Below are 24,118 nucleotides of genomic sequence, written 5' to 3'. Positions count from 1 at the left end.
TCCTATGAAGAGGGCTTGATTAGCGAAGACCCATTTATCTTTGAAGCTTAAGTGACAAATTTAGCAATAAGCTTTTAAGCCTCATTGTTTCAGGGTGGGGGGAGAGGCAAGAAGTAAATCAATTTATAGTTAGACCACTATACCTTGCTCTACCTCAACAAGTAGGCTTCGCTAAGTTTGATAGCTACTTGTGTATCAATTTGAACCTTTGAGCTACTCCAGCAAAGATTAAATAGAGCCATAAGAACGGACATTGAATCTAACTCGTTTTTGGACAGAAACCAGTTAGAGTATTTATTTGGTAACGCCCGCACTTGCGGCTGGTTTGGAGCCGCAGCGGAAAACCAGTCCAACAACATGCACTTGTTAAGAGCCATTGTCACGCTCTGCCTCATCTAATTTTTTTAATACATACTCACCCCTTTCAGATACAGCGAGTGAGCTATCTGAAGCAAAGCGTTCGGCAAATTCTCTGGCTTTAATACCCGGATTGCCCAACTCTCTTATTAAAATCTCCGCTGAAACGCGCCTAACAATAGATGAACGATCTTCAGATGATCTTTCTAGTAAATCTAGTAGTGGAGTTTCAACTTCTAATTTCCGCTCACCAACGATAGGCTTTAGCCTGCCTTCGCAGTACCTTATATCAATCCACACCCATTTTCGGCCTTCGATCCAAGTAATCCGCCCTTCAAATAAGCTGCGGTATGCCTCAGCTCGAACCGAAGGCTGAATCGCGGATTTAGCTATTTCTTCAATTTTCCCATCGAGTATCGGAGTGCGGCCAAGCTGTGAAAAGAGTGATGGCATAGGTCCTGAAGTAGAAAAAACCAACTTAGACCGCAGAGACTTTGCTATCTCCTTTTCAGAAATGATTTTAAAAAGAACCTCTTCATCTGCTTCTTCTATTCTACCCCAAGAGTTCCAATTGGAGAGCGCGACGCATAATGCCTCTACTACACATTCAGGATTAGTCGACCTCGATATCTCTGGCAGCGTTTCCCTCGCTGCTTTACGAACTTGGGGAACCCAATCGTTGAGTCTACGAACGGCAAGAGAAAAAAAGAATGTATTTGGCGCAGACCCAGATAGTGCTCGAAGTGCTTTTTCTCGTTTGTAACCATCCCAGCTAATAAGATCAAGCCAAGTTACCAATTCCTTGGGTTTTGACCACACCTTCCATTTAGGGGGAATAGACTCCCTCATAGCTATAGAAAATTCTGAACGAATAATTCGCTCCCAGTAGTCAAAACTAGAAAGAGGCAACTGAGAAGTAACTTCAATTAGTTCAGACATATCAGCGACTACTTTGCCACCTGAATTTATCGAGGTAGCAAAAGTTTTCACTGCTGAAATAATCTTATCTTCCATAATCTGTGATTGTTGCACCAACTATTCTTGCCTCTTAACGCCTTACTAATGGGCGCAAAAATGCTTGGCTGTAATTAGCGACGAATGAACGCAAGCCGAGCGTTTTGCGTCCTTTTTAGCAACTTGTTATAAGCCGTTTGCAACAATGATATATATGAATAAGCCAAAAAACGATCCTGATGCTACGAACAATGAAATACGTACCCTTTTAATATGACTGTCTAAACCTTCATGGTACAGGGGGAAATTTTTAGGGTTACCAAACAACATACCCCAATACTGATCTTGGTAGCTTAGGTATTCAACTAGCCTATTTTTCCGTTCTTCTGTACCTTTATGCGCAGCTTCTTTGTATGCTTCCATCTGAATGCTAAACACAATAAAGCTAATCGCTACTACCCCAAACAGGATGATAAATACCATTACTTCCCTTAGGTTTATAACATGTTTATAGCGAGCGAATCGCGCGTTTTTCTACTAAGCTGCCGCTCACTTTTCTGAATGATATATTCTTAACAGACTAGTTAACTCATTGCTAGTATTATTAAAAATAGCAATTTCTCGTTTTTATCTTGCGACAAAAGCTTGCAATTGGGCCGTTTCCTTGACTATGTGAGCGACTGCGCTGAAACTGTTTTAATACACAGTGTTTGCATATTTTCAAAGTCACCATATTCGCCACCAACATACCGCTGCTTCAATTTTTAGACTTGCTTTGAGCGCGAATATCACCTTCCACGCAGTTAATAAATAATATGGATGCGGCCATACTTGAATCTACTTTGATGGCAAGCACTATTTATGCATTCGCTCCGTTAACTCTTTTCTCCATAATTTCAATGCAGTCATTAAGAATGCTGCAATTCATAGAATCACCCTGAACGTTAAGCATACAGGCCGCCATTGGGCTAGCATTCCTGTGCTTATGAACTTCATGAGCCAACCGATCTCGTATATAAATAAGCGTGGAAAGATTTAGGTAACCTAATTCTGCAAACGCCTTCATAGCAATTGGGGAATAGCAATAATTAAAACTCAGAGAAGTGTTGTCCGACACATCGTCTCTAATGTTTTTAAGCATTTCATCAGAGTTGAACGCATTGATTGCGAGCTGCAGCTTTAACTCCTCTAGAGAGTTCCAACAAGCAGCCTGAGCGTCGACCAAAACATAAATCATTCCTAAGGCAATATCTCTTTGAAACTCACCTACTCCATAGTCAAAAGTTGATAATAGCTTGTTATACGTTTCAATAAATCCTAATAACTTCTTATCCAAGTGTTCATTCATAGTCATCCCTTACTTTTCTTCATTGCATAACTAATTGGCTTATGCTCCAGCCTTATAGCAGAGCACCACACTACATGGTTATGATGCCCCGGTGGTTTTGCTTCTTATATAAACCATGGCTTCCTGAAGGTATTTGAGCTCCATTGCAGCGGCCATATAAAACTCACCACCTAATCCAGACTTTCCTCTACTTCCGCGTGTGAAGTCGGCGTTTTGTTCAAATTTAGGTCGCAATGCTTGGCAGGCTAACAGTAATTGCTCTGCGCCATATTCAAGCATTAATGCATTAAGCTCTGATATTACTTTTTCGGGAAGCCCGTTAAATTTGAACAGCCGGGTGCTAAAAATATTTGTCAATTTTTGTTGAAGATCCGTTTCCAAGTAAGTATTCCTCTTTGCGTGATGAATTCTCAAAAACAACCCTACCGTAACCGAGCCGATTCTTAAATTGGAATAACAGTAGAAGGCATCTTTTTCATGGTTTTGCGAGCTTTTCCCACTGAGCTCTGCGCCCAAATCCCGCGTCGAACTCATGCGCAACATAGTATTGAGCACAAGCTGTACATTGACAGGTGATTTTCGACTTCCTCGTTTGTGGGTCTGCCTCATTTAATATTATCTCTATCATGCCTTTATCCGCTTCACTGTGGGCAAAGTAAGGTAGCTGGAGGTATTTCGCGCACCTGCAGCCCGTTGTTCTCACAGCCTCGAGAAACGTTGTAATTCTATCTATTGATACACGCACGCGGTGCTTATTTCCTTGAGAGGACCAATAAGAAGAACTAGACAATGGCGTTATTAACTCAAGGCTGCCCGCGAGATTTTGTAAAAAGGTATTGTCTGACACATTCATCAGGCTATATGAAATATCCGATATCTCACGTTCGTTGCCAGATTGTAAAATGCTTATTAAGTCTTCGATTTCCATATCATCCCCTGTGAAAGTAACGCCCGTTCATAGCTGCATGCACATGATTAAAACGAGCGAAAGACAAACGCTAGTCAAGGGTTTAACTCCCATTAATAGATTATGCACTTGCTAAATTGTCTTGCGACATCCAAAACAAGTGCAAGACTATGTGAACAGCTAAAAATATAGCTGGGCATAAAAGCATATAGAGCTCAACCCAACCATCACCTAATTTGAATAAGTCACCATCAAGGTCAATGACTGAGGAATGAGTGAATATTAGAGACAAAAAGCCAAAAATAAGAAATAACAATCGAACTTTATGCTTGAGCTTGAAACCCCAACTCACAGAGGTTAATACTACATAGCCAAGTATTCCACCCAAGGAACAAAGAATCCATTGTAAGCTGAAACCAATCGGCATAGTGAAAATATTTGCAACGCCACCAAACAAGCCGATTAGCGCAAATATCATAAGAAATGATGCAGGTAGCCAAGCAAACACTGTTGTTAACCCAATTAACAAACTTCTCCAGAACATATATTGAACCTTGGTTTTTCAAGCACCTTTATAATCGACTAAACATAGTTGGCTAAATTTACAGCTCCGCATAAAACTTAGACACCTTTGATTGAGGCTACATGCTAAGCAACCAAGACAGTATAAATAGGAAAATAATGAAAAACATAAAGCCATACACATAACCTGTGTTTCTAGACTTTCTCCAAAACAAATTTTGAGCTCTTTGTTCTGACTGGCTCAGTAAATAATCATAATGCGGACATTTGTTTCCCAAATACATTATCAATGTACAATTAGGACACCTCGCTGATGGCTCAAACTCTGCCATTCCCATGATTGTTGGCTTCTTGGGCTTCATAGCTTCCTCGACACATAACATGCAGGCACCGCAGCCTATCCACTGAAAGTGTTTTTTATGTAATTTAATTGTGCTCTTGTTTAACGGTAGAAAGTATGAGGCTATCAATTTCATTGTTCACAGCACCGATACTACTATTATTTAATATCACGTAACCAAAATTTAGGTCTGTGACAGAACGTGATAGAGAGACCCAACCTCGATTAAATCCAGCAAATCCGAGACTGTTGTTTTCTGTGTCCACAACATAGCTCATGCTCCAGCGCCCGTTAGTATTTGGAGCTGGCTTAATCATTAGATCTATGAGCTTTTCTGGCAACAAAATTGAACCGTTATAATGTCCATCGCTATTACGCAAAACTGCCATATTGAAGCGAGCTAAATCTACAGCCGTTGTTTGTAAGCCCGCCGCTGCTTGTTCATTGAAGTACACCATACCCGTGACTTTACCGGTATCATCATAAGGTGTTGCCGACTTACTCATTACTATCTCAGTAATATTGAACGTAGAATCCTTCATATTCAGAGGTTCGAATACATTTTTCTGCATATAAGCTTCAAATGTCATGCCGGATACATCTTCAATTAACAGTTGTACCACTGAATATCCACCACCGGAATAAGACCACTTTGTATTTGGCGCATGGATAAGTTCAACGGGTCCAGCGCCGTTGTTATTACCATTTAGTGAGTCGACAATAGAGGATAACTTGTCGCGAGACTCCCACCCTGTATAAGGTCCCAAAGACAGGCCGGAAGTGTGGGACAGAATATTTCTTAGTGTGACTTTTTTTACATCAAAATCAGATTGGGGAATTTGCCAGCGTTTAAGATATTGATTAATTGGTGTATCGAGATCCACTTTGCCTTGAGCGACTAATTGCATTGCTCCCCAAGCAGTTACCAGCTTAGAAATAGAGCCTATATTGAACAAAGTCCTTTGAGTAATTTCAGTTTTAGCCGCAACGTCAGCAAAACCATAGGAACGAAAGCCCACAACTCTACTTCCATTAACGAATGCCAGAGCAACGCCGGGAGCTTTGTGCTTTTCTAAAATTTGCGGTACACCATCGTCCAAACGTTTTGTGAGCTCATATATATCTTTAATTTCTTTGCCAATAGAAACGTTGGCAAAAAAAGCCCCCGATATTATCAAGATAGTTCTAATCATAACTTTCCTTGTGTGTTCTGCTCCATGATACGAGCCGTTTTAAGCTTGAACGAGAAGCGAGTGTCAGCCAAGCTTACAACGTCGTTCACGTATTTATTCTGTTAGGCATTGGTAATGACAAACTCGTGAAAGCCTTCTGTTTCAGCAGGCTCCACTCTCTCAACAAGAGCCACATTTAATTGAGTAAACAAGTTACTCCAAAACTTCGACGCCAAGCCGTCGTTTATATAAACTGCTACATGCCATTGTTTGCTCACAGCTTGCATCAAGTGTTGAACGACAAATTTCCCGACACCTTGCTTTCGATATTTAGGGAGGATAAATATATCAGCCAATTCCGGCATTTCTTTACCCCGAATCTCGGTCGTCTCAACAGTGGCAAAGCCTGCAATCTGGTCAGAAACAAAAATTAGATAAGCGGCACACTCTTGTTCACCGCAAACAACGGAATTGAGGTATTGTTCATCAATATCAAAGCGCCCGTCAGTACCTACATCCTCTTGATCAAATGAACTTTGGTGATATTGGTAAAACTGCCACAGCATACACAATGTGCCACTGTCAGTTGTTTTAGTTTTCCTTACTTTGATTTCCATTTGGTGCTCGTTCTTATTAAGGCTCAAATCCATAGCTTCCAACGGTGAAGGCTACCTTGGGTTTCTGATGCCAAATCTACATAACAGCCCGTTAAGTGTTTAATATAGTTGGTATTTAATTCTATTTCAGTCTTAAAGCCCGAGAAACATTCACCGTTAAGTTGATATTTAATCATCCCATCATGATGTTCCCAGTGATAGGTTTTTCTGAAATACTCTTTGGCCGCTTCTTCAGTAGGGAAAGAAAAAATTAGTTCGAATTTACAAGATTCTATTTCCGGATAAGCTTTTCGAAGTGACCCAACTAACGTTGCGATTCTATTCATGCTCACCTAGATATAATTCCCCGCATACAACCTCCTTATTACATTCACTTGCAAATCGAATATAACACTAATTGATGCTGAGAATACTATGCTCTCCTGTAAGTACTTTCCAGAGATTAAGGACTTATTTAGTCGAAAGCCGAGACTTTGATTCGTTCAATATCGGCATTAGCTCCGCACTGTGTATAGCTCTTCGATCAATTCAATAAATAATTTTTTTGTTCATTTTCACTGATTCATAAGCAAAAACGGAAGCCAGCCTACCGCTTTGAGTGATTCATTAGCTTTTTTGTTCACTTAACAACGCTAGCTTGTACACAAATGGCGCTAAATTAAGTGCTTAGGCACGCCAATGAGCTTACCTTTACGCCCGCAAAGACGCTTGCATAGCGCCGAGGGCGTGGCATAATCAGCCCATCAATAACGATGTGAGTTAACTATGAGCTGGTTAGGTAAGCTATCGCACCAACGTGCGCCTTGGGTACTGTTAGCGGTGATTGCCACCGTATTCGAAGCAACTGCTTTGTATTTCCAATATGCCATGGACTTAGCGCCATGCATTATGTGCATTTATCAGCGTACAGCAGTCTTGGGTGTGCTATTTGCGGCCTTACTAGGCTGTATTAATCCACAAAATATGTATTTACGCCTAGTGGCGCTGGCGAGTTGGCTGGTTGCCAGTGTTTGGGGTTTCTTGCTCGCCAAAGAACATATCATGATGCAAACCACCACAGATCCCTTTGCCTTCGTATGCGAGTTTGAACCTAACTTCCCAAGCTTTATGCCTTTACACGAGTGGCTGCCGAGCTTTTTTGCTGCTACCGGTGATTGTGGCAACATTGATTGGCAATTTATGGGGTTATCAATGCCTGGGTGGATGCAAGTGATCTTTGCGGTGATGGCAGTCGTTGCAATTATCATTACCTTAAGCAGCTTTTTTTATAAACCTAAGGTTTCATGATTTACTTTCTTCCCAGTCAAATTCCGAAACTCAAGTCGCTCAGTCACAATGAGCGACTTGCTATAGTAACGGATTCATTAAACAGGCTATCAGCGCAGCGCCGAGTCATGCTCAATATTATTAAACTGTTGCTGATCACCCCACTATTTCTGCTGCTGGTGCGCTTTGAAGGCTGGCACATGTTGCCATGGCTGCTCTTAGCCGGCATCGCCTATCCTATTATTGTGCTCCCAGTGCGCCACGCATTCGCGCTGTTTCACCTTGAAGAAGCCATCGCCGCACATAAAAAGGGCAACTAAACGTTGCCCTTTGGTTTATCAGCAATACTTTGCCACTATCTTACCTTCACCAATTCCCGAATTTGCGCCAACGTACTTGCACCAATACCTGGCACAGCGTCTAGCTCATCAACACTACGGAAATTGCCTTGCACCTGACGATATTCGATGATGGCGGCTGCTTTAGTGGGGCCAATGCCCGGCAGCGATTGTAGCTGTTCTTTGGATGCTTGGTTAATATCAAGTTTGGCTGGGGTTACCTGCTCACTCGCTTGTTGAGGTGCCTCAGCAGCGACCACTGCTGGGGTAAGTACAAGCGCACAGGTGGTGTAGAGTGCGGTTAGTAGCTTCATGCTTCTCTCCTTAGAAGTTAAAGTAAAAATCCTTGTTACTTCAAAATTAAATAAAGAATAATTACTGAGATGTGTCAAATAAAACTAACGATAAAGTCGTGCTTTTTTGTGGTAAAAATGCTTAACCCTTTAAAAGGAATGATTAAAACCCTTGACGGGCGAATCGCCAACCACTACCCTTACTGTATAAAAAAACAGTACCCTTGAGGAGAAGCCATGGCTGTTGTAACTAAATACGTTGTAGAACGAGACGGAGTCGAGCGCATGACCTTTACTAGCAAAAAAGAAGCCGATGCCTATGATAAGATGCTCGATATTGCCGAAAGCTTAGAAGAGTTATTAGGCGGCGTTGATGTTCCCTTAAGTGAGCAACAAGTAGAAAGCCTGTCGCTGGAAATAGCAAAACAAAAAGACGACTTTATGCACGTACTTAAAGGTACTAAGCCTGCAGCAAAGGTCACAAAAAAAGCCAGCAAAGAGCCAAGTGATAAGGAAAATGTTACTGAGCTCAAAGCCAAAGAAGCGTAAAGCTATTTCTTAGACATAAAAAAAGCCAGCATTGCTGGCTTTTTTTATCATTCGCGTTACTTAGTAACCGCTGCAACGGCATCGGCAAAGTAATCGATATTATCTTTGCTTACCCCTGCCACATTTACACGGCTAGAACTGACAATGTAGATTGAGTACTCTTTTTGTAGGCGTTCGATCTGTTCTTTGTTAATCCCTAGGAAAGAGAACATACCGTGCTGGCGTTCAATAAATGAGAAGTCCATGCCTTCGCATTTGTCGTTTAACTTATCCTTAAGCAATGAACGCAAACCATTGATACGAGAGCGCATGTCATCAAGCTCTTGGTGCCACATCGCAGTTAGCTCATCGCTACTAAGAATAGTATTAACAATATCCGCACCGTGTGCCGGCGGCATCGAGTAAATACTGCGTACCACACTGAGCATCACTGAATTAGCAATATCAGCGGTGGCTTGATCTTTTGAGATCACCGAACACGCACCAATACGCTCACGGTATAAGCCGAAATTTTTCGAACATGACGAACAAATGATTAGCTCATCTACCTGCGAGGCCAAATGGCGCAAACCCGCAGCATCCTCATCCAAACTCGTACCAAAACCTTGATAGGCGATATCAACCAGTACTGTAAAGCCTTGAACTTTAGCGATTTCAGCTACTTTTTGCCACTGCGCAAAATTCAAGTCCATGCCGCTTGGGTTGTGACAACATGCATGTAACAGCACCACATCACCCGCAGGCACTTGGCTGAGCGTATTCACCATGTCATCAAATAACAAACCTTTGTTATCATAGTCATAGTAAGGGTACTCTTTCACATTCAGGCCAGCCGCTTCAAATAGGCTAATGTGGTTAGCCCATGTTGGCGTAGTCACCCACACCGTGGCTTGCTCATTACAACGCTTAATGAACTCTGCCGCCACCCGTAACGAACCCGTGCCACCTGGGGCCTGAGCTGTACGCACACGGTCCGCTAGCAAAGCCGGGTGAGCATCGCCAAGTAGCAGTTGCTCCATTTTCTGACAATATTCCAAATTACCGGCCAGCCCAATGTATGACTTAGTGGTTTCATTGGCGAGACGAAACTCTTCAGCCTTTTTAACGGCCTTCAATACAGGGGTTTGCCCTTGCTCGTCTTTGTATACGCCAACACCTAGGTCAATTTTTTTGTCATTGGTGTCGGCTTTAAACGCAGCCATAAGCCCAAGAATTGGATCTGTCGGTAAAGGTTTTAATTGTGAGAACATGGAACTCTCTTTATTATCTCAGGTTAGGTTAGTCCTGACGGCTGGTTGGTAAGTGCTTGCTAATCTCTAAACACGCAGCTATTAGCAACGCAACCTGATCAGGGGTAAAAAACTTGTCGGTAAATGCTTCAGCATCAATAATGCCCACTACTTTACCTGTCTCGTCATAAAGCGGCAAGCAGCTTTCTGCTTTCACTTTGGGGTCACATGTATAGTATTCGCCACCGTTGGCAACATAGTCTTCCACATCATTTATCACCCGAGCAACCCCGCTGAGTGCAACCTGCACATTATTGCTGGTTGTTGCAAAGTCAGGGTTAATAGGAAAAAGAGGACGACTAGGTGCGCCGTAATAAGCGAGCTTAAGTAGCCGTGGCTGACCTTCAATATGTTGACTTTGATAAATACCAAACCAGTCTACGCCACTTTCTTGAACAACAAAATCGACAATCGCTTGAAGCTTTCTCAACTTTGCTTCACTGCTTGAGGGCAAATGTTCGCGTAAATCGAAGGGCTGCTCTTGCAGATGACCAAATAAACTACACGCCCCACCCTCGCCCAACTCCGGAACTTGATATTGCCAACGAACATCGGCACTCGCATTGTTAAGGTATTGCTGTAGCGCCTGTTGTTTATTCGCCACTAACTTGGGCTCAGCGCTAAGTTGTGCATTTTCTAAGTAGCTTAAAAGCATTTAGCCATCCAAACATCTAAACATTTAGCCGGATGCTAGCACACCTTTTTATTACCGTGCAATACAAAACCGTCACTTCGACACTAAGCCAGTCATTTAAGGGCAAAAATAGGGTTCGGAGGCAATATGAGAGGGTTAGTCGATATGGTAGCGAATGCGTATTTCATTTCCCGCTTGGTTGTATTCCACATCTTCCGCCAGCTCTTTAAGTAGCTCAATACCACGACCATAGCTGTGTTGGAGTTGGCTACCTGCAGCTGGCTCGAGGGAAAAACCAGCTCCCGAGTCTTTAACGCTAAAAAGCAATGTTCGTTGCTGTGGCTGATAACAAACTCGCAGGCATATCTCACCTTCGGTGAGTTCGCTTAGGCGTTGCTCACGCTCACTGTAGTATTGTAAGAAGCCGTCGTCATCGGCCTTTAAAGCAGAGTCTAACCCCAAAATACCGTGCTCTAGAGCGTTGTTATAAGCCTCTGATAACAATATAAACAGTGTCGATTTGTGGGTGTTCAGCCCTGGCAAGTGACCAACTAGGTCCATCAATTGCGCCACTGGGTCCACCGTTTTTAACTCCTCGGCACTTAACACCACCTCAAGCTCAATAGGGAGCGGACTTATAGTGTGATTAATAGGTTGTAATGGCGCTTGAGGTTGCGGGTCGATAATCACCACACTGTAATCGTCTTGTTGATCTTCATTACCGGTAAAATAGTGCACAGCAGCAATGATGTTGTCAGTACGGATCATCGCTTGCGACGCCAAGGTACGTAGCAAACCGCTGTAGCCAAATTGGTGCTGTTGTGCATTTTCGGCCTCAATGATGCCATCGGTGTAAACCACGATACGGCTATATTCATTGAGCGTGACATGGCGCACATCACGCTCAAACTCCTCATCATCCAAAATACCCAATGCCATGTGTTTTGATTCGAGCTGACTAAGCATGTAGCCCGAATGGTCAATAAGGTAACCATCGGGCAAGCCGCCCATCCAAAACGTCGCACTTTGTGCATTGGCACTAATTTCGAAAATAGTTGCAGCGCAAAACATATGCGCCGGCAACAAATCGTATAAAGCGGCATTTAACTCTCTGGCTATATCTCCTACGGCCAAGTTTTTTTCCACCATAGTGTAGAAAATACGCGCCACTGGCAGCGCCCCGGTGGCAGCGGCTAACCCATGCCCAGTGAAATCGCCTAATAGATAATATTGCGAGCCATTTGGCCCCAAGGCATTGAGAAACACGTCGCCATTAAACATAGAAGCGGGCGACAAGTGTGAGTCGACCCCCTTGGGTTTATCCTTATGTTGCAGGGCATTATTGAAAATATGCTCGACTAGTTCGTGTTCGCGTTCGGTTTGATTTTGATAATAGGTCAACGCGTCCGTTTGCTTATTTGACTCGCTGACTAAATGGCGAATACGCAGGTGTGCATGTAACTTGGCTCGCAGTATCTGTAAATCGAACGGTTTGGGCATAAAGTCGTCACCGCCTACGTCCAAACATCTTGCCAATGAAGGGTTATCTTCCAAAGCGGTAATAAAAATAATGGGGGTATAAACTCGTGTATTGGTGCGTTTAAGCTCCGCTGCGGTTTCATAGCCATCCATTTCGGGCATAAGAATATCCAGCAGTACCACATCAACATCGTGAGCCTGACATTGCGCTAGTGCCTGAATGCCATTTTCAGCTTCAATGACGCGATAGTTGTCACGCTCCAGCATCGCTCGCAGGATACGCCGGTTCATGGACTCATCATCAACAATGAGCACTAAGGGCAAGTCTTCGCTAAGCCCATGTGAAGGAAAGGAAATGTACTTTTCAGTCAATGGTAAATTTCTTATCGAAACGCGAAATTTGGAGAATCTTTTTTAACTGCGGGTTTGCATGGCTGATGGTAATGCCCTCTACCTGCCCCTTCAGAGCTTTATGCATATTGAGCAACATACCCAACGCTGAGCTATCCATGTAACTGGTTTCTCGCAAGTCAACTTCCACGTGCTTAGTGTCGGCATGAACATCTGCATAAGCTGTACGAAAATCTTGCACAAGATTAAAGTCAAACTTTTCCTTTATCACTATCACTAGTTTTTGTTTTTCCTCAACATAATGCTGTTGTAAACTCATACCCGCTCCTAAGCCACTGATAATCTACCTGTTTAAAATATAAACCTTGCCAGCCATTTCGCAATGACAACACCAAAATATGTTAGGATGACACTTTATGTTTATTAATTGGAGCAACCCATGAGCGATAATAACTTGGTTTACTCTACCGACTCTGGCCGCATTCGACCTGAAAAACAAAGTGAACAGCCGGATGTTAAGCTTTTTAAAGACGGTGCACTGCGTATTGAGCGTCAAACCAAAGGACGCAAAGGTAAAGGTGTCATGCTCGTTGTAGGCATTGATCCAAACGAGCATGATATGAAAAAACTGGCAAAAACCCTGAAGTCAAAAATGGGCCAAGGCGGCGCCGTTAAAGAGGGAGTGATTGAGATTCAGGGCGACGATCGCGACAAGCTCAAAGGTTTGCTTGAAGCTCAGGGCTTCAAAGTTAAAATTGCCGGCGGTTAACCTCTAGTTAGGGCTATATAACGCCTGCCAGCGCGCTCTCATGGTGGCCGGATCATAGTCAATATGAGCCACCCCACAGGTTGCGAAAATGGGCATTTGCTCAGGGCAGAACTCCGCGACCATGTAACTGACGATTGGCATGTGTGCCACCACTAACCAAGTGTCTATTTCAGTATGAACTTCGGTGAGTGCTTGTAAGTAGTCAACGGCGGTTTTCGCATTAGCGCTGGGGATAATGTCATCGCACGTTTGCTCCAAGGTGAAACCTCGGCAATGTTCTTTGACACACTCGGCAGTCTGCTGAGCGCGCACATAAGGGCTCACTAACAAGCCTTGTGGATTAAACCTTTGTGCTAACCATTGGCCTACATGATCAGCTTGCTGCCGACCTCTTTGAGTCAGTTCGCGCAAGTGGTCCTGCGCTTGTAGCGCTTGAGCTTCCCCATGGCGCATGATTAAAATGGTTTTCATTGCAAAGAAATCAACTAATTAGCAAAAAAGTTTTAACCTAAAAGCTAGCCATCTTGGTTGCATGTTCGCTATAGTCTAGCTTAACCATCGATATTCGGGTAGGCACCAAGCCGTAACAGCTGGCCCTGAACGTCTTGCAACTTCTCTAGTTTCAGGAGCATTGTTTGAATATCAGCCGCAATGATAACAGACTCTACCAACCGCTGACACTGCCCAATGGTCTTAGGGTGTTGTTGGTTGAGGATCAAGACAGCCAAAAAGCCGCTGCGGCACTGACAGTGAATACCGGGCACTTTGATGATCCTTGGCACCGACAAGGGTTAGCGCATTTCACAGAGCACATGTTATTTCTCGGTACCAAAGATTTCCCTGCCTCCGGAGAATTCCACGATTTTATCAGTCATCATGGTGGCAGCAGTAACGCTTGGACTGGCACCGAACACAGTTGCTACTACTTTGATGTCGCCAACGAGCATTACTACCAAGCGTTAACACGCTTCAGCCAGCTTTTTTATGCACCGTTATTTAACGCCGAAGAGGTCGATAAAGAACGTAACGCCATTGACGCCGAGTTTAAACTTAAAATAAAGGACGATGGCCGGCGCATATACCAGGCGCACAAAGAAACGGTGAACCCAAAACACCCTTTTGCCAAGTTCTCTGTGGGCAACAGCAACACATTAAGTGATGAGCAAAACGCTATTCGCGATGATTTGCTGGCTTTCTTTAAGCAACATTATCAAGCCCAGTGGATGACATTGGTATTGAGCGGCCCTCACTCTTTGTCTGAGCTCAAGCAATGGGCTCTGGAGCTATTCACCCCCATCTCTGGCACCCAGCAACCTAAACCTGCGATCACCGAGCCATTATACCGAGAGCAGGAATTGGGGGTTGAGCTGCATATTGAGCCGCACAAGCACTTACAAAAGCTCATAATTAGTTTTGCTATGCCCAGCATTGATGCCTTTTATAAACACAAAACGGTGAGCTTTTTGGCCCACTTATTAGGCTACGAAGGCCCGGGTTCCTTGCACTCACTGCTAAAAAATCAAGGATGGATCAATGCGTTATCCGCAGGTGGAGGCATTAATGGCAGTAACTTTAAAGATTTTAATATCAGCCTCGCACTCACCGATGAGGGCATTGAGTATTACCAAGACATCGTTGAAACGGTGTTCGCCTATATTGCGCTGATAAAATGTCACGACGATAAGCTGTCGCCGCTGTATCGTGACAAGCAAACGTTGTTGCAAATTGCCTTCGATAACCAAGAGCGAGTTCGCTTACTCGATTGGGTCAGCGGTATCAGCGTGAATATGCACCACTACCCCAGTGAGCATTATTTGTACGGTGACTACCTGATGACTGGCTTTAACAGCCAGCAATTTGCTGAGGTACTGCAATGGCTGACTCCCCAGAATATGCGTCTGGTGCTAATCCACCCCGGCGTCGAGCCAAGTCGCTATACAAAGTGGTATAACACGCCGTACCGCATCAACGCCCTCGATAAAGATTGGTTAACCGCGCTGGAGAGTATTGATACGCCACTCAATACCATGTCTCTGCCAAGCACAAATCCCTATTTACAGCGTCCTTGCGTGCTTCATGAATTAGTGGCGCCAGGCAATAAACCACAAAAGCTCGCCACTCATCCAGGACTTAACTTCTGGTTTAAGCAAGATGCGACCTACCGAGTTGCTAAGGGTCACTTTTATCTCGCTTTGGACTCAGAGCTGGCGGTCAAAGACGTGCAGCACATGGCGCTGACTCGTTTATTTGCCGATCTGTTTATTGATTGTGTGGCAGAGCAATTCTACCCTGCTGAGTTGGCTGGACTGAATTACCATATTTCATCGCATCAAGGTGGGCTGACTTTACACACCGCCGGCTTGTCATCAAGCCAACTAGAACTGGTGCAGGGTCTATTGCAAGCCCTGTTTCATGCGGGTATTTGCACGAAGCGCTTTGCTGAGTACAAAAAACAGCTAGTGCGCCACTGGCAAAGCAGTAATCAAAACAAGCCTGTCAGTGAGATTTTCAGCCGTATCGGCGCGCAGATTATGCCTTGGAATCCCACCCCGACGGAGCTTGCTCAGGCACTTAAAAGCACCAGCTACATGCAATTTAAACAGTTCCGCCAAGCGTTTTTCGAATCCGTGCATGTAGAGGCGTTTTTACATGGTAATTGGCGCCCAGCCGATGCCTACGATTTCTTACGTTTGGTGCAATCTCATTTACGTACCCGCACGAGTATCGACAGCATTAGTCGCCCATTGAATGAAATTACGCAAGTCGACACTCATCACCTAAAACTGCAGTGCAGTGACAATGCCATGGTCATTTACTACCAAGCAGAGACCGCAGATATAAAAGAAAAAGTATTGATGATGGTTGTTAACCACCTGATTAATCAGCCCTATTTTCATCAACTGCGTACACAGCAGCAATTAGGTTATTTGGTCGGTGCAGGCTATGCACCGTTTAATTCTCGCGCTGGACTGGCATTTTACGTGCAATCACCCAATGTCGATGCGCACACGTTACTTTCTCATCATCGCGCCTTTATTAAGCAGTATGTTCAGGACTTTGCTGAAATTGATGAGCCGCACTGGCAACAAGCCAAGCACAGCCTCTACCGGCAAATTGCCGAAAAGGACAAAAACCTGCGCTTGCGTTCACAACGCTTCTGGTTAGCAATTAGTAACCCGGGCGTCGATTTTAGCCTGCAAAGTAACTTATTAACGACACTTGATGCTATCTCCTTGGAAGACGTACAACACTATATGCAGCAGCTTTTTTCTCCTTCGCGGGCTCGCATGGAATGGCTCAGTGACGGGGTTAAACAGTCGCAACAAGCCTTGGAACACGCATAATGCTTTACTCAATCAACGGCTTGAATTAACCTAGCATGATTGTAGTAATTAGAATGACAGTGTGTGTTTAGGTCAGGTTGTAGAAAAGGCTTAATAATAAGCGGATTGTTGCTTGTCAGTGGGTGCTCGTTTGCTCATGAGCAAGCGTACATGCTGTTCGACTCCCCTTTACACACGGTTGTTTTATCACTACTTCTTGCCTTGCTATGCGTTATGACATTCAGTGTTATTTCGTTGCGCCGCTCACGTAAGAAATTAGCACGCTCAGAACAACACCTAAAACTGACCTTAGAAGGCAGCGGTGACATCCTCTGGGATTGGTATATAAAAACCGGTGAGGTCAAACGCGTTAATGATGAACATGCCAATCACAGTGCAACCACACAAAGTTTTTGCATTCCCCCGAACCAAGCGCTAATACACCCACAGGATTTACCTCGCGTTCAAAGTGCCTTGCGCGCCCACCTTGCACAAAAAACAGCGTTTTTTGAAGCTAACTACCGATTGCTTGACCAACAGGGACAGTGGCGATGGATGCTAGATAGAGGAAAGGTGGTAGAAAAAGACGCCCAACTACAACCGCTGCGTATGAGTGGCACAATGAAAGATATCGACGATATCAAAACCACTGAGCAGCGCTTAGACCTATTTGCTAAATGCGTTGAGAATCTCAGTGATGCGATGGCCATATATGACCATGAATTCAAACTAGTTGATACCAATCCTGCATTCACCGAATTGTTCTCCTTATCTCAGAAAAAGCACCAAGGCTTGGCTTTTACTCTTCCGGGTTTGAATACCAAGCAAATAAGTACACTAAAGCGCCAAGTGCTAAAGCACAGCCATATTCAGTGTGAAGTGTCAGTGCGCAGCCAACATGGCAAAAGATTGGCCATGGAACTGAGCGTGGACCCGGTGCTTAACCAACAGGGCGAGGTAGACTACTATATTATGGTCTACTCCGATTTAAGCGAGCGCAAAAAGACTGAACAAGCCCTCAATGATTTATCTAATCAAGACAGCCTGACTGGGCTTGCCAATCGTAACCAATTTTTTGTCGACCTCGATACCTTAATGAAACAAGACAGCCATCACGCCATGATGGTGATGGACTTGGATAACTTTAAAAAGATTAATGATTCGTTGGGCCATCAATTAGGCGATAAGCTGCTTATCAAATTAGCCCAGCGTTTAAGTGAGCGTAAGCGCCCGCAAGACACTTTTTATCGCCTCGGCGGCGATGAGTTTGCATTGGTGATGCGCGGCACCAACGACATTCATACTATTACCGCGATTAGTAACGACTTTTTGCAAACCATTGCAACACCATTTCGGATGATGAACCATGAACTCGCCATCACCGCCTCTATTGGCATAGTATTGAGCCCAGAGGATGGCGTATCGCCACAAATTCTATTAAAGAACGCCGATACCGCAATGTACCATGCTAAGCAGCAAGGGAACCGTTACTTATTCTTTAATGATGCGATGAACCACCAAGCGGTTAAACGACTGCAAATTGAGAACTTAATGCGGTTTGGTCTTAAACGCGATCATTTCGAGGTTTTTTACCAACCGAAGATGGATATCGCCACTGGCCAATTAGCCGGAATGGAGGCGCTGGTGCGCTTTATAACCCCGAAAAAAGGGTTGATCAGTCCTGGGCAGTTTATTCCCATTGCCGAAGAAACCGGACAAATTATCGAGATTGGTGAAGTAGTATTAAAAAAAGCCTGTCGCGATGTAAAGCGCTGGCGCGATGCCGAGCTATTTTCCGGGCGAGTTGCTGTAAACTTATCGGCGAAACAGTTTGCACTGCCTGATTTAACCGATCGTATCGACGCCCTACTACAGCAATACCACCTTCCCGCCAGTGCTCTTGAGCTGGAAATAACCGAGGGCACCGTAATGGACAGCCCAGAACAAGCAATCGCGATTATGCACGCCCTAGTAGGGAAAGGGATTCACCTCGCTATGGACGACTTCGGTACCGGTTATTCATCGCTGGCCTATTTAAAGCGCTTCCCATTGCACACGTTGAAAATTGACCGCGCCTTTATTGTTGATATGGTTAATGAACGAGGTAAAAACATGGTCGACTCGATTATTACCATAGCGCAAAACTTAGGCCTTCATGTGGTTGCTGAGGGCGTTGAAGAAGCCAAGCAACTGCAACAATTAAAGCAGTTGGGCTGCGAAACAATGCAGGGCTACTACTACGCCAAACCGCTTTCAGCTGAGCAATTCGAAGCATTTTTATTGCGCGAACGCAGTAAAACGCAAGATCAGCATCACTTGTCATTGGTGCAATAACCACAGTGTGACGCGGAATCAATGAAGGCTTAGCAAGAATATTTTAGGCCGCTGTTAAAAGGACTTTAGAAATGAAAAAAGAATTCACCTTCACCGTCAAAGGGCACCATATTAGAATCATTAACTCCTGGTTCCACGGCGCTAAATTATATGTCGATGGCGATTTGCGAGATGTCGATAGCAGCCTCATTGCCACTGGCAAAACTGCACTGCTATCCGCTAATTTGGGTGAGTTGGGGATTCTCGAGGTGTTCCCATCAGCGCTAATAAGCGTTGAGATGGACGCCTATGTGAGCAAAGGCGATGACAGAGCCCGCGTATATAGTTCCCACCAGCGTCTCAATCTAAAGGAGCAGAGACTTCGGCAGTAATGCCCACTACCACGAATAAAAAGGGCCGCATTGCCATCTCCAAAAAGACCGGCAAAGGCCCTCAAGCGCAGTAACTCACCAAGGCGATAGGCACAAGCGCCTGCCTACACCTCTTACCAGCAGTTGGCTGCGAGACAATCAAATCCACTTAAGTGTTAACTTCGCAGAGTGCACTCTTTCACTTTGAGTCTTGAACAAGTTACAGTCGATTTCAACGTAACTGACCTCACCGGGAGACAAACTTATCTCGGCGCCTTTACCTGAACAGTTGCCAATAAATCGGCCGTTGGAATCGAAGGTGGACGCAACAACCCCCATCGCATACAACTCATCGTTAGAGATATTCCTGAGCTCGGCGGTGATCTTAACGCGGCCATTCTCCTTAAATATCTCCGATAAACTCAGCTCATAGTCAGATGCAAAGTCTTCAAACGAACTCATAGCGTGCAAACGTACGTTTTTCTTAAAACCCATATCGACAGAAGCGGCTATGGTTAAGCTATAAACACTGGCCAAGCCTATAACTGAAATAGCAAAACCAAGCCCCCAAAAAAACCCTTTCAATACTTCATTCATACTTTTAGTTAACATAATACTCTCCTTGGCTAAATGCCTGCATGTTAGGGGTAGCTCTCGCTAGGGGAAACAGTAACCCAGTGGTTCCCTCACCCAAGCAGTTTTAATGATGATCTATTTGGTTGTACAAAGACAATCACTCGCGGTAACAAATTCACTCTGTGGCACTGATGAATTGATATGATTGTTTGGGGAAAAACGTTATGAAACGAGGCTTATAGTCTAAGTTGGATGGTGCCATTAGCCTATGGCACTAACGAGCCTCGCAAACGAACCACGGCTGCTTATTATTCAGCGCTAAGTTATATGTTGCATATCAGGGTGACACGCATTAACCTTGCCTATTCCCTTTTCGTACTGCTCACGCAATGTTTTGACTCTAGGATACTAAGGTCGCCAGATGATACCGCAGCGGGCAACGCTGCGCATTAATGCACGACGATAATGCACGTTAAACAGCGCTAACGCGACCGGGCCAATTAAGCCACCCGCCAGCGCCCAGCGTTTTGCTGGCATGCCTTTAAACGACGCCACAAAAAACAACAACAAAGCAAAACACACACTCACTAACAACAACATACAACCCCCACTGAATGTAGGCGCGCAGTTTAGCATTTTTACGCTCAGTTATTAACCACACCAAAGTCGTAAGTTCATCACCCTAAGCAGCAACCAGAGTGCCTTTTTAGCGCCTTTGAGCACGTCGCGGCCTAAGCCTGTGGCATAAAAAAGCGCCAGTTAAAAACCAGCGCTAAGTGTTAGGCGATTGGCAGAGCCATCAAGATGGTTGCGTCGAGGGGTCATCGGTCCCCTGCTCTGCAGTATCCTGCTCGACCGTCTCCTGTGGCGCCGCGTCTTGGTCATAAAAACGCTGCCCTTTTTCAGCCATTGCCACCAAAGCGGGGGCTGGCGTGAACACCTCGTTTTGCTGGGCATAGCTCGATAGCGTTGAGCACACATTGCTCAGCCCTAACTTATCCATGTAGCTGAAAGGTCCGCCATGGAAAGGTGGGAAGCCAATACCGAAGATGGCACCAATATCGCCATCACGGGCGCTCGCAACAATGCCCTCATCCAAACAGCGCGCCGCTTCGTTAAGCATTTGCATAACACAACGCTCGGCTATTTGCTCTTTGTTCAACTTAGGAGCCGGAGTCACGCCAAGAAGTTCGTACACTGACTCGTCAGGCTTTTTGTCCTTTTTCGAGTAATCGTAGAAACCACGGCCTGATTTGCGTCCTAGTCGCTTGTTATCGATTAAGCGGCTAAACGCATCAGGGGCTTTAAAACGCTCACCCAGTTCTTTTTCCAAGATAGGCGCTATCTTAGAACCGATATCGATGCCCACTTCATCAAGTAAGGCTAATGGCCCCACTGGGAAGCCAAATTCAACCAAGGCTTTGTCGATTTTCTCGATTGGCTCACCGGCTAGCAATAGGTTGGCTGCTTCGTTTACATAAGGCGCCAAGATACGGTTTACAAAGAAGCCGGCTTTATCCTTCACCACTATGGGTGTTTTGCCTTGTTTACGGGCAAAGCTCACCGTACGGGCGATGGTCTGCTCGCTGGTGCCTGCATGGGGGATAATTTCCACCAGCGGCATTTTTTCTACCGGCGAGAAGTAATGCAAGCCAATAACATTCTCTGGGCGCTGCGCTTGCTCAGCAATTTGGGCAATGGGCAGTGACGAGGTGTTACTAGCGAAAATAGTGTGTGCTTGGCCATGGCTTTCAATATCGGCAACCATTGATTGCTTCAGCTTGAGATCTTCAAATACCGCTTCAATCACCATATCTACATGCGCAAAGCCACTGTAATCAGTGGTGCCGGTAATACGGCTCATCTGCTCTTGCAACTGCGCTTTGGAGATAATACGACGCTTGCGTTTTTTCTCTAATAGCTTGTAGCTGTAATTCATCGCCCCACTAATGCCTTTATGGGCAACGTCTTTGACACGCACCGGCACGCCCGCTTTGATGGCACTGACATGCGTGATACCGGCTCCCATTAAGCCGCCGCCCAGCACGGCTACTTTATCGGTGCTCGGAGCATCATCGGCGCGCCACTCTTTTTTCATTTCCGTGGTAGCAAAGAAGATACCGCGCAGCGATTTCGATACATCACTCATCACTAAATCGGCAAAGCCGTCGGCTTCGGTTTTGTAGGCTTTGAGGGTATCTAGCTCAACGCTGGCGCGCACCGCCTTAATAATATTATCCGTTGCAGGGTAATGACCACCGGTCTTTTTGGCGACGTTTTCAGCCGCTTTTTTGAAAATCAGGTTGCGACCAAATGGGTTAGACTCCAACAACGCCGATACTTTATCCAACGGCGGCTTAGTTGCACGCGCTTTGCCTTTAAGTGCGTACTTACACGCCACTTCAAGTAAAACACTGTGAGGGACACTATCATTGACGAGGCCAGCTTTTTTCGCTTGCTTAGCACGCACTTGCTTGCCGGTTAGCATCCACTCTAAGGCTTTCTGCAAGCCCACTAATTTAGGTAAACGCTGTGTGCCGCCGCCACCTGGGAGTAGGCCAAGCTGCACTTCAGGCAAGCCCATTTTGGTAATATCACTGTCGCTGCACACCCGATAATCACATGCCAAGGCAAACTCTAAGCCCCCGCCTAGGGCGGCACCATGAATAGCCGCGACGGTGGGATAAGGCAGCTTTTCCAGTTCAAAAAACGCTTCCTGACACATGGTCGATAGCGCTAAGGCTTCTTCACGTGAATGAGCGTTATCAAGCATGTTGATATCGGCGCCGGCAATGAAGTTATCTGGCTTGGCGCTGGTAAATACCAAGCCTTTGACGTTATTTTCGTTGGCGGTGCGAACAATGTCTTGCAGCTGCTCAGCAAAACTGGCGCGCAAGGTGTTCATTTTCTCGCCTGGCACGTCAATAGTGACGATGCCAACGCGTTCATCGTTTAACTCAAAACTAAATACGGATTCTGTTGTCATTATGCGCTCTCCAATACAAAGGCCGCACCTAAACCACCGGCAGCACACGCCGTAGTTAGGGCTAAGCCACCGCCGCGACGGTTAAGCTCATGAATACTTTGTGTAATCAAACGGGCTCCGGTAGCGGCGAAGGGGTGGCCATATGCTAGCGAGCCCCCGTTGACGTTAAATTTGTCCATGTCAATTTCACCAATGGCTTTATCACGGCCAAGCTGCTCTTTGGCAAACTTATCAGAAGCAAACATTTTCATATTAGCTAAGGTTTGCGCCGCGAAAGCCTCGTGCATTTCAATTAGGTCTAGATCGCCTAAGGTGATCCCCGCTCTGTCTAGGGCAACAGGGGTAGAATGTGCCGGACCCATCAACATATCCTCCTGCACACCGATGGCACTGAAGGCATAACTGCGGATGTAACCCAAGATTTCATAGCCCATCGCTTTGGCTTTGCTTTCATTCATCAGCATCACCGCAGCCGCACCATCGGTTAATGGCGTCGAGTTCGCGGCAGTGACGCTACCGTATTTGCGATCGAATACCGGCTTCAATTTGGCATAGCCTTCAAGCTGTGAATTGGTACGAATGTTATTGTCTTGTTCAATAAATGACTTATAAGGTGGTACATGTGCAGTCATAACTTCCTGCGTCAATTTGCCCTCAGCCCAAGCTTGGCTGGCTAACGTGTGCGAGCGATGCGCTAGGGCATCTTGATCAGCGCGGCTAATGCTGTGGCTTTTCGCCATTTGCTCTGCCGTTTGCCCCATAGAAAGCCCAGTTGAGTACTCGGCAACCGCCGGAGGCACTGGCATAAGATCTTTAGGACGCAACTTAGAGAAAATCTTCAAGCGTTGCGATAGGGTCCGCGCTTTGGTTAAATCCACAAGGCTGCCTGCCAGCTTCTTGCTTACACCAATAGGCAAGACAGAAGAAGAGTCTGCACCGCCAGCAATACCCACTTGGGTATGACCCGCCATAATGGATTCAGCGACATTGGCAATTGCTTGGAAGCTAGTCGCACAAGCCCGTGATACCGAGTAAGCGTCGACATTGACTGGCATGCCTGTACCCAGGACAATTTCACGGGCAATATTCGGCGCTTCGGGCATTTGCACGACTTGGCCAAACACCAACTGATCAATTTCTTTGCGATCAAAGTCCAAGCGCTCAAGCATTTCGTTGACGACCAGCTTGCCTAAATCGAGTGCTGGGACGTGGTGAAAGGCGGTAGCTTGTTTTGCAAAAGGCGTACGCAGGCCGCTAACAATGGCGATGCGCTCCCCGTTGCGTGTTGTTAATTTTGTTTGCTCAGACATAAAATGCTTCTCCTGCTGACAGGTCTGACCTGTTAATATTTCCTCGATTCTAAA

25 protein-coding genes are annotated in these 24,118 nt (G+C 45.3%); 7 read left to right on the top strand and 18 right to left on the bottom strand.

The features are described 5' to 3' along the window. Nucleotides 1-366: 366 nt before the first annotated feature. From PRUTH_RS02340 to PRUTH_RS02305, 8 genes are all read right to left on the bottom strand, one after another. Complete coding sequence (locus PRUTH_RS02340) at nt 367-1,371, bottom strand: hypothetical protein (protein WP_257221001.1); 1,005 nt, start codon at nt 1,369-1,371, stop codon at nt 367-369. Between the two features lie 126 nt (nt 1,372-1,497). Then, on the bottom strand, nt 1,498-1,794 hold the full coding sequence (locus PRUTH_RS02335) for a hypothetical protein (RefSeq protein WP_045979839.1): 297 nt from the start codon (nt 1,792-1,794) through the stop codon (nt 1,498-1,500). 376 nt (nt 1,795-2,170) lie between these two features. Further along, the gene (locus PRUTH_RS02330; protein ID WP_151172428.1) at nt 2,171-2,659 is read right to left on the bottom strand and encodes a hypothetical protein; all 489 of its coding nucleotides are present in this window, start codon (nt 2,657-2,659) and stop codon (nt 2,171-2,173) included. Nucleotides 2,660-2,737: 78 nt separating this feature from the next. Then, nucleotides 2,738-3,268, bottom strand: a complete 531-nt coding sequence (locus PRUTH_RS02325; protein WP_138547575.1) for a hypothetical protein — start codon at nt 3,266-3,268, stop codon at nt 2,738-2,740. Between the two features lie 419 nt (nt 3,269-3,687). After that, nucleotides 3,688-4,110 carry a hypothetical protein gene (locus tag PRUTH_RS02320; RefSeq protein WP_257221000.1) on the bottom strand — a complete coding sequence of 141 codons (423 nt, stop codon included), beginning with the start codon at nt 4,108-4,110 and terminating at the stop codon, nt 3,688-3,690. Between the two features lie 404 nt (nt 4,111-4,514). Next, complete coding sequence (locus PRUTH_RS02315) at nt 4,515-5,621, bottom strand: serine hydrolase domain-containing protein (protein ID WP_151172427.1); 1,107 nt, start codon at nt 5,619-5,621, stop codon at nt 4,515-4,517. 101 nt (nt 5,622-5,722) lie between these two features. Further along, entirely contained in the window at nt 5,723-6,217 is a 495-nt protein-coding gene (locus PRUTH_RS02310) for a GNAT family N-acetyltransferase (RefSeq protein ID WP_151172426.1), read from the bottom strand. 23 nt (nt 6,218-6,240) lie between these two features. Beyond that, nucleotides 6,241-6,543 (bottom strand): hypothetical protein, encoded by a 303-nt coding sequence (locus PRUTH_RS02305; RefSeq protein WP_151172425.1) that lies wholly within the window; start codon nt 6,541-6,543, stop codon nt 6,241-6,243. A gap of 439 nt (nt 6,544-6,982) precedes the next feature. On the opposite strand from PRUTH_RS02305, the gene dsbB reads away from it, so the two are divergent. Both dsbB and PRUTH_RS19245 read left to right on the top strand, forming a co-directional pair. Continuing rightward, on the top strand, nt 6,983-7,504 hold the full coding sequence (gene dsbB / locus PRUTH_RS02300; RefSeq protein WP_151172424.1) for a disulfide bond formation protein DsbB: 522 nt from the start codon (nt 6,983-6,985) through the stop codon (nt 7,502-7,504). Next, the gene (locus PRUTH_RS19245; RefSeq protein WP_257220999.1) at nt 7,501-7,803 is read left to right on the top strand and encodes a DUF6170 family protein; all 303 of its coding nucleotides are present in this window, start codon (nt 7,501-7,503) and stop codon (nt 7,801-7,803) included. The genes dsbB and PRUTH_RS19245 overlap by 4 nt, the downstream gene beginning before the upstream one ends. 35 nt (nt 7,804-7,838) lie before the next feature. Here the strand turns inward: PRUTH_RS19245 and PRUTH_RS02290 are convergent, their stop codons facing one another. Further along, a complete protein-coding gene (locus tag PRUTH_RS02290) occupies nt 7,839-8,135 on the bottom strand; it encodes a ComEA family DNA-binding protein (RefSeq protein WP_151172422.1) in 297 nt (98 codons plus the stop codon). A 216-nt stretch (nt 8,136-8,351) separates the two neighbouring features. Between PRUTH_RS02290 and PRUTH_RS02285 the strand changes: the two genes are divergently transcribed. Next, the gene (locus PRUTH_RS02285; RefSeq protein WP_045979846.1) at nt 8,352-8,663 is read left to right on the top strand and encodes a YebG family protein; all 312 of its coding nucleotides are present in this window, start codon (nt 8,352-8,354) and stop codon (nt 8,661-8,663) included. A 56-nt stretch (nt 8,664-8,719) separates the two neighbouring features. Here the strand turns inward: PRUTH_RS02285 and PRUTH_RS02280 are convergent, their stop codons facing one another. The 4 genes from PRUTH_RS02280 to PRUTH_RS02265 form a co-directional block, all read right to left on the bottom strand. Beyond that, the gene (locus PRUTH_RS02280) at nt 8,720-9,913 is read right to left on the bottom strand and encodes an amino acid aminotransferase (RefSeq protein ID WP_151172421.1); all 1,194 of its coding nucleotides are present in this window, start codon (nt 9,911-9,913) and stop codon (nt 8,720-8,722) included. Nucleotides 9,914-9,941: 28 nt separating this feature from the next. Continuing rightward, nucleotides 9,942-10,607: a GAF domain-containing protein gene (locus PRUTH_RS02275; protein WP_151172420.1), complete on the bottom strand. Its 666-nt coding sequence runs from the start codon at nt 10,605-10,607 to the stop codon at nt 9,942-9,944. A 135-nt stretch (nt 10,608-10,742) separates the two neighbouring features. Continuing rightward, the gene (locus PRUTH_RS02270; RefSeq protein ID WP_257220997.1) at nt 10,743-12,437 is read right to left on the bottom strand and encodes a fused response regulator/phosphatase; all 1,695 of its coding nucleotides are present in this window, start codon (nt 12,435-12,437) and stop codon (nt 10,743-10,745) included. Then, on the bottom strand, nt 12,430-12,735 hold the full coding sequence (locus tag PRUTH_RS02265) for an STAS domain-containing protein (RefSeq protein ID WP_022944742.1): 306 nt from the start codon (nt 12,733-12,735) through the stop codon (nt 12,430-12,432). Before PRUTH_RS02265 ends, PRUTH_RS02270 begins: the two co-directional genes overlap by 8 nt. A 120-nt stretch (nt 12,736-12,855) precedes the next feature. Between PRUTH_RS02265 and PRUTH_RS02260 the strand changes: the two genes are divergently transcribed. Then, nucleotides 12,856-13,185 (top strand): SUI1 family translation initiation factor, encoded by a 330-nt coding sequence (locus PRUTH_RS02260; protein ID WP_022944743.1) that lies wholly within the window; start codon nt 12,856-12,858, stop codon nt 13,183-13,185. Between the two features lie 3 nt (nt 13,186-13,188). Here the strand turns inward: PRUTH_RS02260 and sixA are convergent, their stop codons facing one another. After that, nucleotides 13,189-13,656: a phosphohistidine phosphatase SixA gene (gene sixA, locus PRUTH_RS02255; RefSeq protein ID WP_022944744.1), complete on the bottom strand. Its 468-nt coding sequence runs from the start codon at nt 13,654-13,656 to the stop codon at nt 13,189-13,191. 164 nt (nt 13,657-13,820) lie between these two features. Here sixA and PRUTH_RS02250 point away from each other — a divergent pair, with 164 nt between their 5' ends. From PRUTH_RS02250 to PRUTH_RS02240, 3 genes are all read left to right on the top strand, one after another. Then, the gene (locus tag PRUTH_RS02250) at nt 13,821-16,529 is read left to right on the top strand and encodes an insulinase family protein (RefSeq protein WP_151172419.1); all 2,709 of its coding nucleotides are present in this window, start codon (nt 13,821-13,823) and stop codon (nt 16,527-16,529) included. Nucleotides 16,530-16,679: 150 nt separating this feature from the next. Further along, complete coding sequence (locus tag PRUTH_RS02245) at nt 16,680-18,842, top strand: putative bifunctional diguanylate cyclase/phosphodiesterase (protein ID WP_138509514.1); 2,163 nt, start codon at nt 16,680-16,682, stop codon at nt 18,840-18,842. 71 nt (nt 18,843-18,913) lie between these two features. After that, a complete protein-coding gene (locus PRUTH_RS02240; protein WP_045979849.1) occupies nt 18,914-19,213 on the top strand; it encodes a hypothetical protein in 300 nt (99 codons plus the stop codon). A 138-nt stretch (nt 19,214-19,351) separates the two neighbouring features. Here PRUTH_RS02240 and PRUTH_RS02235 read toward each other — a convergent pair whose 3' ends face one another. From PRUTH_RS02235 to fadI, 4 genes are all read right to left on the bottom strand, one after another. Continuing rightward, nucleotides 19,352-19,804, bottom strand: a complete 453-nt coding sequence (locus PRUTH_RS02235; RefSeq protein WP_151172418.1) for an FxLYD domain-containing protein — start codon at nt 19,802-19,804, stop codon at nt 19,352-19,354. Between the two features lie 372 nt (nt 19,805-20,176). Further along, nucleotides 20,177-20,368 (bottom strand): hypothetical protein, encoded by a 192-nt coding sequence (locus tag PRUTH_RS02230; protein ID WP_151172417.1) that lies wholly within the window; start codon nt 20,366-20,368, stop codon nt 20,177-20,179. 199 nt (nt 20,369-20,567) lie between these two features. Then, a complete protein-coding gene (fadJ, locus tag PRUTH_RS02225) occupies nt 20,568-22,754 on the bottom strand; it encodes a fatty acid oxidation complex subunit alpha FadJ (RefSeq protein ID WP_151172416.1) in 2,187 nt (728 codons plus the stop codon). Further along, complete coding sequence (gene fadI / locus PRUTH_RS02220; protein ID WP_151172415.1) at nt 22,754-24,064, bottom strand: acetyl-CoA C-acyltransferase FadI; 1,311 nt, start codon at nt 24,062-24,064, stop codon at nt 22,754-22,756. Before fadI ends, fadJ begins: the two co-directional genes overlap by 1 nt. Nucleotides 24,065-24,118: the final 54 nt, after the last annotated feature.

It is taken from the genome of Pseudoalteromonas ruthenica (assembly GCF_008808095.1).
GTDB lineage: Bacteria > Pseudomonadota > Gammaproteobacteria > Enterobacterales > Alteromonadaceae > Pseudoalteromonas > Pseudoalteromonas ruthenica.
Note: the sequence above shows the minus strand (reverse complement) of the source record. Positions and strands in the feature narration are given on the sequence as shown.